Origin of the sequence: Erwinia sp. AnSW2-5 (assembly GCF_045107195.1) — a bacterium.
GTDB lineage: Bacteria > Pseudomonadota > Gammaproteobacteria > Enterobacterales > Enterobacteriaceae > Erwinia.
The window spans coordinates 25,633-39,816 of sequence record NZ_JBJGXA010000033.1; the positions used below are offsets into that span (position 1 = coordinate 25,633).

The 14,184-nt window shown below is 54.6% G+C and carries 11 protein-coding genes, 2 tRNA genes and 1 pseudogene; 9 read left to right on the forward strand and 5 right to left on the reverse strand.

Translation table 11 applies throughout. The annotated features are described in order from the left end of the window. The first annotated feature begins 9 nt into the window (after positions 1 to 9). From ACFL9S_RS19450 to ACFL9S_RS19460, 3 genes are all read left to right on the forward strand, one after another. Positions 10 to 1,260, forward strand: a complete 1,251-nt coding sequence (locus ACFL9S_RS19450) for a DUF1479 domain-containing protein (protein WP_405263500.1) — start codon at positions 10 to 12, stop codon at positions 1,258 to 1,260. 207 nt (positions 1,261 to 1,467) lie between these two features. Then, positions 1,468 to 3,150, forward strand: coding sequence for a LytS/YhcK type 5TM receptor domain-containing protein (locus ACFL9S_RS19455; RefSeq protein ID WP_405263565.1), 1,683 nt, complete (start codon positions 1,468 to 1,470; stop codon positions 3,148 to 3,150). A 14-nt stretch (positions 3,151 to 3,164) separates the two neighbouring features. Next, positions 3,165 to 3,893, forward strand: a complete 729-nt coding sequence (locus ACFL9S_RS19460; RefSeq protein ID WP_405263501.1) for a LytR/AlgR family response regulator transcription factor — start codon at positions 3,165 to 3,167, stop codon at positions 3,891 to 3,893. Between the two features lie 30 nt (positions 3,894 to 3,923). Here the strand turns inward: ACFL9S_RS19460 and glk are convergent, their stop codons facing one another. After that, positions 3,924 to 4,889 (reverse strand): glucokinase, encoded by a 966-nt coding sequence (gene glk / locus ACFL9S_RS19465; protein ID WP_405263502.1) that lies wholly within the window; start codon positions 4,887 to 4,889, stop codon positions 3,924 to 3,926. A 167-nt stretch (positions 4,890 to 5,056) separates the two neighbouring features. After that, on the reverse strand, positions 5,057 to 6,709 hold the full coding sequence (locus tag ACFL9S_RS19470; RefSeq protein ID WP_405263503.1) for an alpha-keto acid decarboxylase family protein: 1,653 nt from the start codon (positions 6,707 to 6,709) through the stop codon (positions 5,057 to 5,059). 206 nt (positions 6,710 to 6,915) lie between these two features. On the opposite strand from ACFL9S_RS19470, the gene mgrA reads away from it, so the two are divergent. Further along, positions 6,916 to 7,905, forward strand: a complete 990-nt coding sequence (gene mgrA / locus ACFL9S_RS19475) for an L-glyceraldehyde 3-phosphate reductase (protein WP_405263504.1) — start codon at positions 6,916 to 6,918, stop codon at positions 7,903 to 7,905. Between the two features lie 163 nt (positions 7,906 to 8,068). After that, complete coding sequence (locus ACFL9S_RS19480) at positions 8,069 to 8,446, forward strand: DUF2502 domain-containing protein (RefSeq protein ID WP_405263505.1); 378 nt, start codon at positions 8,069 to 8,071, stop codon at positions 8,444 to 8,446. Positions 8,447 to 8,522: 76 nt separating this feature from the next. Here the strand turns inward: ACFL9S_RS19480 and ACFL9S_RS19485 are convergent, their stop codons facing one another. Continuing rightward, entirely contained in the window at positions 8,523 to 9,764 is a 1,242-nt protein-coding gene (locus ACFL9S_RS19485; protein ID WP_405263506.1) for an Nramp family divalent metal transporter, read from the reverse strand. Positions 9,765 to 10,204: 440 nt separating this feature from the next. Between ACFL9S_RS19485 and ACFL9S_RS19490 the strand changes: the two genes are divergently transcribed. Together ACFL9S_RS19490 and ACFL9S_RS19495 are read left to right on the forward strand one after the other, a co-directional pair. Continuing rightward, positions 10,205 to 11,389 (forward strand): NupC/NupG family nucleoside CNT transporter, encoded by a 1,185-nt coding sequence (locus ACFL9S_RS19490; protein WP_405263507.1) that lies wholly within the window; start codon positions 10,205 to 10,207, stop codon positions 11,387 to 11,389. Positions 11,390 to 11,750: 361 nt separating this feature from the next. Beyond that, positions 11,751 to 12,221, forward strand: a pseudogene (locus ACFL9S_RS19495) (rhodanese-like domain-containing protein); the annotation flags it as partial. A gap of 109 nt (positions 12,222 to 12,330) precedes the next feature. On the opposite strand, the gene ACFL9S_RS19500 reads toward ACFL9S_RS19495, so the two are convergent. Both ACFL9S_RS19500 and ACFL9S_RS19505 read right to left on the reverse strand, forming a co-directional pair. After that, positions 12,331 to 12,406: transfer RNA gene (locus ACFL9S_RS19500), tRNA-Ala, on the reverse strand. Between the two features lie 50 nt (positions 12,407 to 12,456). Further along, positions 12,457 to 12,532 (reverse strand) — tRNA-Ala (locus ACFL9S_RS19505). Positions 12,533 to 12,882: 350 nt separating this feature from the next. Between ACFL9S_RS19505 and ACFL9S_RS19510 the strand changes: the two genes are divergently transcribed. Next, complete coding sequence (locus ACFL9S_RS19510; RefSeq protein WP_405263508.1) at positions 12,883 to 13,671, forward strand: formate/nitrite transporter family protein; 789 nt, start codon at positions 12,883 to 12,885, stop codon at positions 13,669 to 13,671. A gap of 154 nt (positions 13,672 to 13,825) precedes the next feature. Next, complete coding sequence (locus ACFL9S_RS19515; protein WP_405263509.1) at positions 13,826 to 14,176, forward strand: YfeC-like transcriptional regulator; 351 nt, start codon at positions 13,826 to 13,828, stop codon at positions 14,174 to 14,176. Positions 14,177 to 14,184: the final 8 nt, after the last annotated feature.

Sequence of the window (14,184 nt, forward strand, 5' to 3'; positions counted from 1 at the left end):
AGAACGACAATGTCCCATCTCAAAATTGACAATATCCCGGATGCTATTCGCGCGATCAAACATCAGCTGCGCCAGCAGCTTCCGAACTACCGCGAGGTCTTTGCCGAGCTGGATGACGAGATGCGCCGCCAGATCCATGCCCTCAACGCAGAGCAGCAGCGTGGCAAACATCCGGTGCCGCAGCTTGATGCCAGCGATATCCTCAATCATCGCGTCACTGAACAGCAAAAAAACCAGATCCGTCAGCGTGGCTGCTGCACGGTACGCGGCGTATTTTCCCGCCCGCAGGCCACAGAGTGGAACGATGAGATTGGCCGCTACCTCGACGATAATCAGTTTGTTGAGAAGCTGAAAAATGCGGCGGAAGATAATTACTTCGGCGATCTGAAGCAGGGTAAACCACAGATTTACGGCGTTTACTGGTCACAGCCACAGGTGCAGGCGCGGCAGGATGCGCGGATGCAGGCGGTGCAGGTGTTCCTCAATTCCCTCTGGCAGACGGAAAGCGCGGGCGAGCAGCACTTCGATCCCACGCGTATTGTCAGCTACGCCGACCGCATTCGTCGCCGTCCGCCTCATTCTGGTTCACTGGGCCTGTCGCCGCACGTTGATGGCGGTTCACTGGAGCGCTGGCTGGATGAGAATTTCCGTCACGTTTACCGCCATGTCTTTAGCGGAAACTGGCAGCAATATAATCCGTTTGAGGCCGAAGGGCGTACCGGGGTGCGCGAGTTCCCCTCTCCCGCCGTCTGCTCAATGTTCCGTACATTCCAGGGCTGGACCGCGTTGACGCCGCAGCGTAAACACGGCGGCACGCTGAAACTGCTGCCGATGGCCAATGCGATGGCATGGATTTTACTGCGCGCGTTGCAGGATGATGTGGCTGAGGATGATCTGTGCGGTGCCGCGCCAGGGCGTGCTTTATCGGTGAGTGCAAAATTCCATCCTCTTTTACTTGAAGGTTTTTCCTCTATTCCTGATATGGAGCCGGGCGACACGGTGTTCTGGCACTGCGACGTGGTGCATGCGGTGGAAAATGAGCATCTGGGTGAGTTCGACAGCAATGTGATGTATATCGCCGCCGCCCCCTGGTGCGAAAAAAATGCGGCTTATTTGCAGCGCCAGTGGCCTGCCTTTGTAGACGGGCGTTCGCCACCGGATTTTGCTGCGGATAATTTTGAGGTCGATTTTGCTGGCCGGGCAACGGAAGACGATTTGACGCCATTAGGAAGGAAACAGATGCAGTTCCAGGGCGATTAATATTCATCATGACGTAGGGGCGAGGCACGCCTCGTCCAGGATCACTCCGGGTCAGGCATGCCTGACCCCTACGCTGCATTCCAAAAATTGATCCAGAGACAGTTTTACCGATTCCCTCGCGGTGATGCCTGGCACATCCCCCCCACTTTCCCTATCATAGGCACATTATCCCCACCAGCCGAGACGCCCGTGCATTCGATGTTTGAGATGTTGCTCGCCGTGTTTGACCGCGCAGCGCTGATGTTAATCTGCCTGTTCTTTATTACCCGTACCCGCCATTTCCGCCAGCTATTGCAAAAAGATGAGCATTCGCGCCAGGAACTGATCGCCGTCACCACCATCTTTTCACTGTTTGCGTTGTTCAGTACCTGGACCGGGATCAACGTTGAAGGTTCGCTGGTGAACGTTCGCACCATTGCGATTATGTCCGGCGGGATCCTGTTCGGTCCCTGGGTGGGAATTGCGACCGGGGTGATTGCCGGGACGCACCGCTTCCTGATCGACATTGATGGCGTCACCTCGGTGCCCTGCCTGATCACCAGCATTGTCGCCGGGATCGTCTCTGGCTGGATCAACCTGAAAGTGGTCAAGGAGAAACGCTGGAGCATCGGGATTATTGGCGGGATGGCCTGCGAATCACTGACCATGCTGCTGATTGTGGCCTGGGCGTCCCCGACTACGCTGGGGCTGGAGATTGTCTCGGAAATCGCCATTCCGATGATCCTCGGTGCGGCCAGCATCGGGCTTATCGTTCTGCTGGTGCAAAGCGTTGAGGGTGAAAAAGAAGCCATTGCCGCACGTCAGGCCAAGCTGGCGCTGGATATTGCCAATAAAACCCTGCCGCTGTTCCGCCAGGTCAACAGCCAGTCGCTCAGTCAGGTGTGCCACATTATTCGTGACGACATCAATGCCGATGCGGTGGCGATGACCAACAACACCCAGATCCTTGCCTATGTCGGCGTGGGGGAAGAGAACTACCGCGACGGCGATGATGGCATCAGCCCGACCACCGCGGCGGCGATTTCGGAAGGGAAAATCATTATTAAGAACAATGATGAAGCCCACCGTACCCCTGAAATTCATTCGATGATTGTTATTCCACTGTGGGAGAAAGGCGAAGTCACCGGTACGCTGAAGATTTACTACCGTCATGCGCACCGCATCACCTGGTCGCTGAAAGAGATGGCGGTGGGCCTGTCGCAGATTATCTCAACGCAGCTGGAAGTTTCTCGCGCTGAACAGCTGCGTGAAATGGCTAACAAAGCCGAACTGCGGGCATTGCAGAGCAAAATCAACCCGCATTTCCTGTTTAACGCCCTGAATGCGATCTCTTCGTCGATCCGCATTAACCCGGACACCGCGCGCCAGCTGATTACCAATCTTTCCCGTTATCTGCGCTATAACCTGGAACTGAACGATGACGAGATCATCGATATTAAGAAAGAGCTGTATCAGGTTAAGGACTACATCGCCATCGAGCAGGCACGCTTCGGCGACAAGCTGACGGTGATCTATGATATCGAAGAGGATGTAAACTGCTCACTGCCCAGCCTGCTGATCCAGCCGCTGGTGGAGAATGCCATTATGCACGGCATTCATCCCTTCCGTGGGAAAGGCGTGGTGACGCTGAGTATTCACGACCTCGGCGATCGGGTGCGCATCGCGGTGCGCGATACCGGACAGGGCATCAGTGAAGATGTGATTGCGCGGGTGGAACGTAATGAGATGCCGGGGAATAAAATCGGTCTGCTGAATGTCCATCACCGGGTGAAATTGCTGTACGGCGAAGGGCTGCATATTCACCGCCTGAACCCCGGCACGGAGATTGCCTTCTATATCAGTAAAAATGGTGCAGGTTTGCCAGAAAAACCCACTATTTCATTGGCCTGAACCCGAGGTGTGACGTGAAAGCAATCATTGTAGAAGACGAGTTTCTGGCCCAACAGGAGTTGAGCTGGCTGATCCGCGAGCACAGCCAGATCACCATTGAAGCGACGTTTGATGACGGGCTGGACGTCCTGAAGTATCTGCAAACCCACCAGGTCGACGTGATTTTTCTGGATATTAATATTCCGTCACTCGATGGCATGCTGTTGGCGCAAAATATCAGTAAGTTCGCCAATAAACCGCTGATCGTGTTTATTACGGCCTACAAAGAGCATGCGGTAGAAGCGTTCGAACTGGAAGCATTCGACTACATTCTCAAGCCCTGGTCCGAGATGCGCCTCATTACGCTGCTGCGTAAGCTGGAAAATCATGTGCAGAGCAGTGCTTCACAGAGTCCGGCGGCCACGCGCCCGGCACCGCATACCATCAATCTGGTGAAAGATGAACGCATCATCGTCACCGATATTAACGATATCTACTACGCGGAAGCCCATGAAAAGCTGACGTTTGTCTACACACGGCGTGAAGAGTATGTGATGTCGATGAACATGACGGAGTTTTGTCAGCGGCTGCCGGATGAGTATTTCTTCCGCTGCCACCGCTCCTACTGCGTCAATCTCAGCAAAATTCGTGAGATCGAACCCTGGTTTAACAACACCTATATTCTCAAGCTGCGCGATCTTGAGTTCCAGGTGCCGGTGAGCCGCAGTAAGGTGAAAGAGTTTCGGCAACTGATGCGGCTGTAATCTGCCGTATCAGTTGCGTCGCACGGGGGGTTACAGCACCAGACCGAGCGTCTGACGCAGGTGAGCACCCGCGCCCAGCAGGCCTGGCTGATCGTGGGTGATCAGGTAAACCGGAATGCCGGAGACGTAATCTTTAAAGCGCCCTTTATCTTCAAATGCCGCACGGAAACCGGAGGCTTTAAAGAACTCCAGGAAACGCGGCACAATGCCCCCGGCGATATAGACGCCGCCGAAGGTGCCCAGATTCAGCGCCAGGTTGCCACCGAAACGCCCCATAATCACGCAGAACATCGACAGCGCACGACGGCAGTCGGTGCAGCTGTCCTGCAAGGCGCGTTCGGTGACATCACGCGGTTTCAGATTTTCTGGCACCCGGTCATCTGATTTAACAATCGCCCGATAGAGATTCACCAGCCCACCGCCGGAGAGAATACGCTCGGCAGACACATGGCCCAGCTCTTCGCGCAGCACTTCGAGGATCTGGTCTTCTTCTTCGCTGTTAGCGGCGAAATCAACATGACCGCCTTCACCCGGCAGGCTGACCCAGCGTTTATCAACATGGACCAGATGCGCCACGCCCAGACCGGTTCCTGCGCCATACACGGCCACCGGTTTGCCCTGCACTGGCGCTTTACCGCCAAACTGCAACACATGCTCTTCCGTCAGCATCGGGATAGCCATCGATACCGCCGTAAAATCGTTGATGATTTCCAGCGTGTCAAAGCCCAGGCTGGCTTTCATCTTACTGGTGGAGAACGCCCAGTCGTGGTTGGTCATTTCAACCCAGTCTTCGGTGATCGGGCAGGCAATGGCGATGCAGCCATGTTTGATGTCCTGCTGCTGCTCATCGAGATAAGCGCGGATCACCGCTTCAAGATTGTCATACTCTGCTGTGGAAAACGTTTTGGCTTGTGAAACAGCACCGCTTTCAACTTCACACAGTGCCAGGCGCGCATTGGTGCCGCCGACATCACCTACCAAGGCATAGCTGGTCATTATTGTTTTGCTCCGCTCAAGTCAATTAGACACACTATAAATTTCCCTCGCTAAAACAACAACGCCCACCGGGAAAAAGGTGAGCGTTAAATCTGGTCAGCGCTACCTTAACGGGATTAGTGTCTATTTCCCACGGGCAACTGTCTGAATTGCGAGTCAAACGGTGGTTAACGACTGTTACGCTGATGCAGTGCCCGCGTCACAGACGCCAGCAGCGGCGGGATATCCTGCTGCGGCAGCACCACCTCCACCAGCGACAGGCATGAACGCGCCTCAAGCAGCGCCATCACCTCCCACAGTTGCACCGTCTGCGTCACGCGCCAGCTCTGCGCCTGACTGTCGACATTCAGTGCCTGTGGCAGACGTGTCCAGTCCCAATGGGCAATATCGTTATAGCGCTGCTGTGCGCCGTGGATCGCCCGTTCCACGGTATATCCGTCGTTGTTCAGCAGGAAGATCACCGGGTTTTGCCCGTCACGCAGCATGGTTCCTAACTCCTGCACCGTCAGCTGCGCCGATCCGTCCCCGATGATCAGCACCACCCGCTGCTGCGGTTGCGCGGTCTGCGCACCGAAGGCGGCGGGCAGCGTGTAGCCAATCGATCCCCACAGCGGTTGCACCAGCAGGCGTGCGCCCTGCGGCAAACGCAGTGCGGCAGCGCCAAATGCCGCAGTCCCCTGGTCGGCCAGCACGATATCGCCAGGGCGCAGAAAGTCCTGTATCGCCTGCCAGAAGGTGCTTTGCGTCAGGTTGTCCGACCTTGTGCTGTCCATTTCTGGCGGTGCGACAATCCCCCGCTGCCAGCCGTGCCCATGCTGATGGGCCAGTTGATACAACACTGCCAGCGCAGCCGCCATCGGTATGCGCGAAAACTCACGTTCGGCGATCCGGCAGCCATGCAGGCCAACAGCAATGGTCCGGCTATGGCTGATATTTTGCGTAAACCCGGCGGTAATGGTGTCGGTATATTTCACCCCAATCGCCAGCAGCACATCGCTTTGCTCTATCACGGCCCGGGTGCTTTCCGCACTGGACGAACCGGCATAGGTTCCGGCAAAGCCGTACTGGTTTTCCGGCAGCACGCTTTTGCCCATCAGCAGCGTGGCAAACGGCATCGGGACTTCAGCCAGCCAGCGCTGTAAAAGGGGCTGCTGCCCGGCTCGGTCGGCGAGAAAATCCGCCAACATGGCAACGCTGCCCGCCGCAGCCAGCAGGGTTTCGGCGGCATCCGCAAAGGCAGCGAGCTGCTGCTGGTCAACATCCGGGGCCAGCGTCAGAGAATGATCGGGCGGCGACAGCGGGCTTTCCGCCACATTGGTTGCCAGCAGCAGATAGACCGGACGGCGTTCGGTTAACGCACACAGCAGGACACGATCAATCTCTGCCGCCGCGTTATTGGCAGTCAGCACCGCAGTGGCCACGGCGATTTCCCGATGCATGCGCAGGAAGTGACCAAAATCGCCATCACCCAGCGTGTGATGCAGCAGTTCGCCGTTGTTCTGTGAGGTTTGCGATGGTGCGCCAACGATATGAATCACTGGAAGATATTCAGCGTAACTGCCCGCCACGCCGTTCAGGGCGCTTAACTCACCAACGCCGAAGGTGGTCAGCAGTGCTGCGGCCCCGCGACAGCGAGCGTAGCCGTCAGCGGCATAAGCAGCATTCAGTTCATTGGCGCAGCCAACCCAGGCCAGCCGGGGATGGTCAATGACATGATCGAGAAATTGCAGGTTGTAGTCACCGGGCACCCCAAACAGATGATCGATACCGATTTCATTTAACCGCGCAAGCAGATAGTCACCCACTGTATAGCTGTTCATCGCCCTGCTCCTCTGTGCCACCTGATCTCAGTATTAGCGATTATTTTCACTCTGTTATCGGAAAGACGCCGGGCGAATTGGCAACAGATCGTTACGGGCCAGGAATTATCCTTAAGTTGCGATCCGCCGCGCGATTTCATTTAGTGTAACCGTATACACTACTATGCTGTTCAATGACCCCAACGCGTTAACAACAGGATTTATTCATGGTTTATCAAGCAGATGCCCAGCGATACGAGACAATGACCTATCACCGCTGCGGGCGCAGCGGCCTGAAGCTCCCGGCCATCTCCCTCGGTTTGTGGCATAACTTTGGTGACAGTACCCGCGTAGACAACAGTCGTGACCTGCTGCGTCATGCGTTTGATAACGGTATCACTCATTTTGACCTGGCGAATAACTACGGTCCTCCTCCGGGGTCGGCAGAAGAGCATTTTGGCCGCATTCTGCGTGAAGATTTCCGTGCATATCGTGATGAGCTGGTGCTCTCGAGCAAAGCCGGTTACACCATGTGGGATGGCCCTTACGGTGACTGGGGATCACGCAAGTATCTGATTTCCAGCCTGGACCAGAGCCTGAAACGCATGGGCGTGGAGTACGTGGATATTTTCTATCATCACCGCCCGGACCCGGAAACGCCGCTGGAAGAGACCATGACCGCCCTTGACCATCTGGTACGCCAGGGTAAGGCGCTGTACGTTGGGCTTTCCAACTACCCGGCAGAGCTGGCGGCGCAGGCGATCGCCCTGCTGAAAGCCCTTGGAACACCTTGCCTGATCCACCAGCCGAAGTATTCGATGTTTGAACGCGCCCCTGAAACGGGCCTGCTGGACGTGCTGGCGGAACAGGGTGTTGGCAGCATCGCCTTCTCACCGCTGGCAGGCGGCATGCTGACTGACCGCTACCTTAACGGCATCCCTGAGGATTCCCGTGCCGCCAGCGGCAGCCGCTTCCTGAGTGGCGATCAGCTGACGCCAGAGACAATGGATAAGGTTCAGCGCCTGAATGCGCTGGCGCAGCGCCGCGGGCAGAAACTGTCGCAGATGGCGCTGGCATGGGTGCTGCGTGGCGACCGCGTGACCTCGGTGCTGATCGGTGCCAGCAAAACCAGCCAGATTGATGATGCGGTACAGATGCTGGGTAACCGCCGCTTCAGCGCTGATGAACTGGCGGAGATCGAAACTATTTTAGGCTAACGGCTCACGCGGCTGGTCTGTTTTTCGGCCAGCCCACCCCTCCAGATAAATCCCAAATCGATCTGTTACGTCTTTTTTCAGAGTTCGCCAGGCGTAATCCCGGTGAAGTGTTTATATTGTGCTTCTACGGTGGAGAAGTCAGACCACCGATAAAGGAGATAATATGAAACGCTTATTGCTTGTTGCCACGTTGCTGGCAAGTTTATCCCCGTTGGCGATGCACACAGCTCACGCCGACAGCGCCCGTATTACACTGGCACCTGGCATCACGCTGCATTTAGGCGACCGCGACGATCGTGGACGTTACTGGGATGGCGGCCGCTGGCGCGACAATGGCTGGTGGCGCAATAACTATCGTTACGATGAAGGCCGCTGGTGGCGACACGAGCAATGGCGACGTCATGAAGAGATGCGCCGTCAGCATGAATGGGAGAAAGAACGTCGCTGGCGCGACCACGATCGCCGCCGCGAATGGCGCCATCATGAGAAGGATCGACGTCACCATGAGCGTGACCGCAACGATCGTCATGACCGCTGGTAATTTACAGAACCGTAATGGCCGACCATCAGTTTCGGTCGGCCAGAAACACGGGTCGATCGGAAAAGATGATCGACCCCTACAGCAGGTTCATCGCCATTGAGACAAGCAGATAACCATTCAGCACCACCACCACGACAACAATCGCACGGCCAATATTCTGCATCAGACGCGAGTTCACCATATCGCCCATCAGCTCGCGGTTGCCGGTAAAGGCCAGCAGCGGCACCAGCGCCAGCGCAATCCCAAAACTTAACAGCACCTGGCTCATCACCAGGATACGCGTGGGTTCCCAGCCCGCCATAATCACTATAAAGGAAGGCAGCATAGTGACCACACGGCGCACCAGCAGCGGAATATGGAAGCGAATAAAGCCCTGCATCACCACCTGCCCCGCCATCGTGCCCACCACCGTAGACGACAGACCCGCCGCCAGCAGGCTCAGACCGAACACCATCGCGGCGGCTTTACCCAGCAGCGGGTCAAGGGTCAGGTACGCCTGGTCAAGATCGGCAATGCCGCTGTGGCCGCTAAAGTGGAACGTCGCGGCTGCCGTTGCCATCATCGCCAGGTTAACGAAACCGGCAATCGTCATCGCAATTGCCACATCCAGCTTGGTGGACGCGTAACGTTCACCGCGCGTCGCACCATCGCCTTTTTGCGTCAACGACGAGTGCAGATAAATGACATGAGGCATAATCGTCGCCCCTAATACGCCCGCCGCCAGCAATACAGCATCCGCTGTTGGCAGTGAAGGCACCGCCATTCCCTGTAGCAAATCGACCACTTTCGGCTGAGAGAAGAACAGCTCGATCACATACGCCGCCGCGACAAACAGCAGCAGGCCACCGATCACCAACTCCAGCGGCTTCTGGCCACGACTTTGCAGCATCAGGATCAGGAAGGTGGCGACCCCGGTGAGCATCGCGCCCTGTAAAAGACTGACGCCGAACACCAGTTTGAAACCTATCGCGGCACCAATAAATTCCGCCAGATCGGTCGCCATCGCGATAATTTCTGCCTGCACCCAGTAAAACCAGACTGCGGGACGAGGAAAGCGATCGCGAATATGTTCGGCCAGGTTTTTCCCCGTGGCGATGCCCAGTTTGGCCGACATCAACTGAATGACCATTGCCATGATGTTCGCCCACACCACGACCCACAACAGGGTATAGCCGTAGGAAGCTCCGGCCTGAATATTGGTGGCGAAGTTGCCGGGGTCGATGTAGCCAATTGCCGCAATAAAGGCTGGCCCCATTAAGGCAAATTTGATTTTACGACTACTGCGAATGTTCTGCTCCGCAGTGCGGCTTCCGAACATAGTGGCTACCCCTGAGACGATTCACGCGGCAACTATAGTGCCTTTATTTGATAATGATTATCAAGTGCATTTAGAATGGTTATTCCGATTGCAGTGATAGCCATTACTAAGAAGTATAGCAATGGCTATACTTTGGAATAAATTACGCCATAGCCAAAAAATCAGCAACCCTTTTCACTGTAAGGTATTCGGAAATCACTTGCCCGCTAAGAGGGCATTTTTTCAGCAAAAGAGTGTTGCAAAGTGTTTGTAAATCGAGCATTAAAGTTCCTGAACGTAACGTAATGGGTTCAAATCCGTTGAAAACATGTGACGGCTCAAGCTTTTCTGAAATCTGATGCAATAGGGAATTGTTATATTGCGGTATAGATCTCGTTTTTCCGGTTCTTGTTACATAGAATGTGCAACGAAATATAACAGCCCTCTAATTTGGAGCAAATATGTCCCGCATTCTGCACTTTGCTTTGGCACTGGCGGTGGTCGCCCTGTTGGCCTTGTTGGTCAGCCGCGATCGCAAAAACATCCGTATCCGTTTTGTCGTACAGCTTTTAGTGATCGAAGTTCTGCTCGCCTGGTTCTTCCTGAACTCGGAAGCGGGCCTTGGGTTCGTTAAAGGTTTCTCCGATCTGTTCGAAAAATTGCTGAAGTACGCGGCGGAAGGGACCAACTTCGTCTTTGGCAATATGAGTGATAAAGGCCTGGCGTTCTTCTGGCTCAACGTCCTCTGCCCTATCGTGTTTATCTCTGCACTGATCGGTATTTTGCAGCACTTCCGCATTCTGCCTATCATCATTCGCGCCATCGGTACGGTGCTGTCGAAGGTCAATGGCATGGGTAAACTGGAATCTTTCAACGCCGTAAGTTCACTGATTTTGGGACAGTCAGAAAACTTTATTGCCTATAAAGATATCCTCGGCAAGATGTCAGAGCGCCGCATGTACACCATGGCTGCCACCGCGATGTCCACGGTGTCGATGTCGATTGTTGGTGCCTACATGACCATGCTTCAGCCGAAGTACGTGGTCGCAGCGCTGGTGCTGAACATGTTCAGTACCTTTATTGTGCTGTCGCTGATTAACCCGTACCGCGTCGACCATGAAGAAGACCTGAAACTGGGTAACACCCATGAAGGCCAGAGCTTCTTTGAAATGCTGGGCGAATACATTCTGGCCGGTTTCAAAGTGGCGGTGATTGTTGCCGCGATGCTGATCGGCTTTATCGCCCTGATCTCTGCCATCAACGCCCTGTTCGATTTCGTCTTCGGCATCAGCTTCCAGGGTATCCTCGGCTACGTGTTCTTCCCGTTTGCCTGGGTGATGGGCGTGCCGAGCAGTGAAGCGTTGCAGGTCGGCAGTATCATGGCCACCAAACTGGTGTCTAACGAGTTTGTGGCGATGATGGATTTGCAGAAAATTGCGACCACACTGTCACCACGCGCTGAAGGCATTCTGTCGGTGTTCCTGGTTTCCTTCGCGAACTTCTCGTCTATCGGTATCGTTGCCGGGGCGATCAAAGGTCTGCATGAAGAGCAGGGTAACGTGGTTTCACGCTTCGGCCTGAAACTGCTGTACGGCTCTACGCTGGTGAGCGTGCTGTCAGCTTCCATTGCGGGTCTGGTGCTGTAACGTTTTGTGAGAGCGGGGCGGGCTGACCGGAAAAAATGGTCAGCCCCTACGCAGAAACAGATGGTCACCCCTGGACCGGAACACAGGTCCAACCGTTTTACTCCTGAGGGGCGATCAACGATCGCCCCTTATTTTTTACAGCGGCACCGCAAGATGCTCGCGCAACATTATTCCCTGATACTCCGCACAGCCATTCAGTGACGCAGGCATCTGCACAAATCCATCACCGGCCCCCTGCACTATCCAGCGGATCATCTTATCTGCCACCGACTGCGACATCCCCCCTGGCGCGGGCGCACATCGCCCTGTCGAAGCTGGATATCGAAATCCTCAACCGTATCCCGCGGTTCACCACGCCGGTGACACTGTGGAACCGGCGCAGCTTGCCGGGTTACTGGAACAGCAGGATATCCAGGTGCTGGACTTCACCACCAGCGCCAACTACGTCAACGCGCATATTCCGGGGGCGGCCTGGCTACAGATATCAGCACTGACGCAACAGGGCGTCGCCATACTGCCCGAAGCCGAAGAATATGTGGTGACCTGCGGTAGCAGTATGCTGGCGCGCTATGCGGTGGCGCAGCTGGCGCAGTTAACCGCCAAGCCTGTTACCGTGCTGAAAGGGGGAAATACCGCCTGGAAAGCCGCCGGGTTACCCGTGGTTCAGGGAGAAACTGCGTTGCTGCTTCCCCGTATCGATCGCTACCGTCGCCCTGATGAAGGCACAGATAACTCGCCGGAAGCGATGTAAGCCTATCTCGACTGGGAATATGGTTTGGTTGCGCAGCTGGTTCGCGACGGTACGCATGGTTTTAACGTGTTAACGGCGTAACAACATCGGGGTTAGGGCATGCCCGGCCCCGTCAAAGATCGGCTAAAAAAAGACAAAAAAAAATCCGCCTAAGCAGATTACGGGTACATCATCGGGATTATTGAGAATTTGGTGGAGATAAGCGGGATCGAACCGCTGACCTCTTGCGTGCAAGGCAGGCGCTCTCCCAGCTGAGCTATACCCCCACTACTAAACTCTGCGTTTTTCGGTGCCACCCCATCTGCTGGTGAAGATGTGGTGGAGATAAGCGGGATCGAACCGCTGACCTCTTGCATGCCATGCAAGCGCTCTCCCAGCTGAGCTATACCCCCAAGCCGAAAAACTCTGTCGTGTTGACGGCGGGGATAATATGAAACAGTGGGGTTGGTGTCAACGGCAAAATAACATTCTGAGACCGATCGCTGAAAAAGACGTCAACAGGCCAATAAAAGCGCTAACTCACTGTTTTTATCACACCTGTTACGCATTACACGGTTGCTGCCGTGTATTTTGTTAAACACAGGTTAATAATGAGCCTAAAAGCTACTTGTTTTTGTTAATTGAGCATGCAAGACTGCGCCGGATTTTGAATGCCAGGCCTACTCCGTGACGGATGATCACCTATTTTCAGAGAGCGGCGAAATCTGGCACTTTACCAGCAACTCACAACACCAGAGCTATTATGTCCTTGCACACTCCAAAAGAGATTTCGGCTGTCGTTGTTCAGGCAGGCGTGATCAAAAGTCGTACCCCGATTTCCTCTTTATTGATCCTGGGTTTTCTCGCCGGTTCTTTTATCGCCTTTGGTTTTCTTCTTTATATCCATGTGGTAACCCAACTGCCTGTTGGCTGGGGTTCATTTGGCACCCTGCTGGGAGCCGCCGTTTTCCCGGTAGGGATTATCCTCACCGTGCTGGCTGGGGGAGAGCTGCTGACGGGGAATATGATGTTGCTGCCCGTTGCGTGGTTTGCGCGTCAGATCTCTGCGCTGAGTGTCGTACGTAACTGGTTCTGGGTGACCCTCGCCAACTTTATTGGCAGTGTTACCATCGCCTGGTTCTTCGGCCATATGCTGGGAATGACGGAAGGGGATTACCTGAAGAAAACCGTCGCGGTTGCCAGCGCAAAAGTGAATGCGGATTTCCTGCACGCCTTTATTTCTGGTGTAGGATGTAACTGGCTGGTGTGTCTTGCCACCTGGATTGCGTTTGCCAGTAAAGATGTCGTGGGCAAAATCTTCGGTATGTGGTTCCCGATCATGGCGTTCGTTGCCATTGGCTTCCAGCACGTCGTCGCCAATATGTTTATTGTTCCTGCTGCCATTTTTGCGGGCTACCTGAGCTGGGCCGAATACCTGCCTAACTTTGTTGCCGTGTTCCTTGGCAATGCCGTGGGTGGTGCTATTTTTGTCGGTCTGGCCTATTTTGTCGCCTACCGAATCCCTCAACCTGAAAGCTCTGTATCGCGCTAATTTCAGTATCCCCTGCTCTTTAAAGGGATATTTCTCGATCCAGCACCAAATTTTTACTCTTTGTCCTGCCAAGGTTAGTAATTTGTGTTAGTTGTTCGCGTGATGAATTGTTGTAATATGCTAATGACTTTTATTCGGCAAAAGGGACAAGAGCGTGAAAAAGGATTGGTTAACGCCGGAAGAACTGGCACAGCAAACAGGTTTTAGCAGACAGACTATCAATAAGTGGGTTAAGAAAGAGAGCTGGACGACCGCACCGAAACCCGGAGTTCAGGGTGGGAAAGCGCGCATGATTCATATTGATGAACGCGTAAAAGTCTTTCTTAAATCCACACGTCATGCATCAGAACCTAATGCACAATATCGTGTAAATCAAAATTCACTTCCTGCACTGTTAATCACTTCCCTGCAGCAATTGAGCGGTGAAGAACAGGACAAACTGGCGGCCATGCTGCTACGCGAGGGTATTCAGGGGATTTTGCAACGACTGGGTATTAGTGACTGATAAAAAAC

Bases quoted from the DNA above. Each gene is read 5' to 3' on its own strand.
- ACFL9S_RS19485 (WP_405263506.1), bottom strand. From the start codon at position 9,764: ATGTTCGGAAGCCGCACTGCGGAGCAGAACATTCGCAGTAGTCGTAAA.
- mgrA (WP_405263504.1), top strand. From the start codon at position 6,916: ATGGTTTATCAAGCAGATGCCCAGCGATACGAGACAATGACCTATCAC.
- ACFL9S_RS19450 (WP_405263500.1), top strand. From the start codon at position 10: ATGTCCCATCTCAAAATTGACAATATCCCGGATGCTATTCGCGCGATC.
- ACFL9S_RS19480 (WP_405263505.1), top strand. From the start codon at position 8,069: ATGAAACGCTTATTGCTTGTTGCCACGTTGCTGGCAAGTTTATCCCCG.
- ACFL9S_RS19470 (WP_405263503.1), bottom strand. From the start codon at position 6,709: ATGAACAGCTATACAGTGGGTGACTATCTGCTTGCGCGGTTAAATGAA.
- ACFL9S_RS19510 (WP_405263508.1), top strand. From the start codon at position 12,883: ATGTCCTTGCACACTCCAAAAGAGATTTCGGCTGTCGTTGTTCAGGCA.
- ACFL9S_RS19455 (WP_405263565.1), top strand. From the start codon at position 1,468: ATGTTGCTCGCCGTGTTTGACCGCGCAGCGCTGATGTTAATCTGCCTG.
- ACFL9S_RS19490 (WP_405263507.1), top strand. From the start codon at position 10,205: ATGTCCCGCATTCTGCACTTTGCTTTGGCACTGGCGGTGGTCGCCCTG.
- glk (WP_405263502.1), bottom strand. From the start codon at position 4,889: ATGACCAGCTATGCCTTGGTAGGTGATGTCGGCGGCACCAATGCGCGC.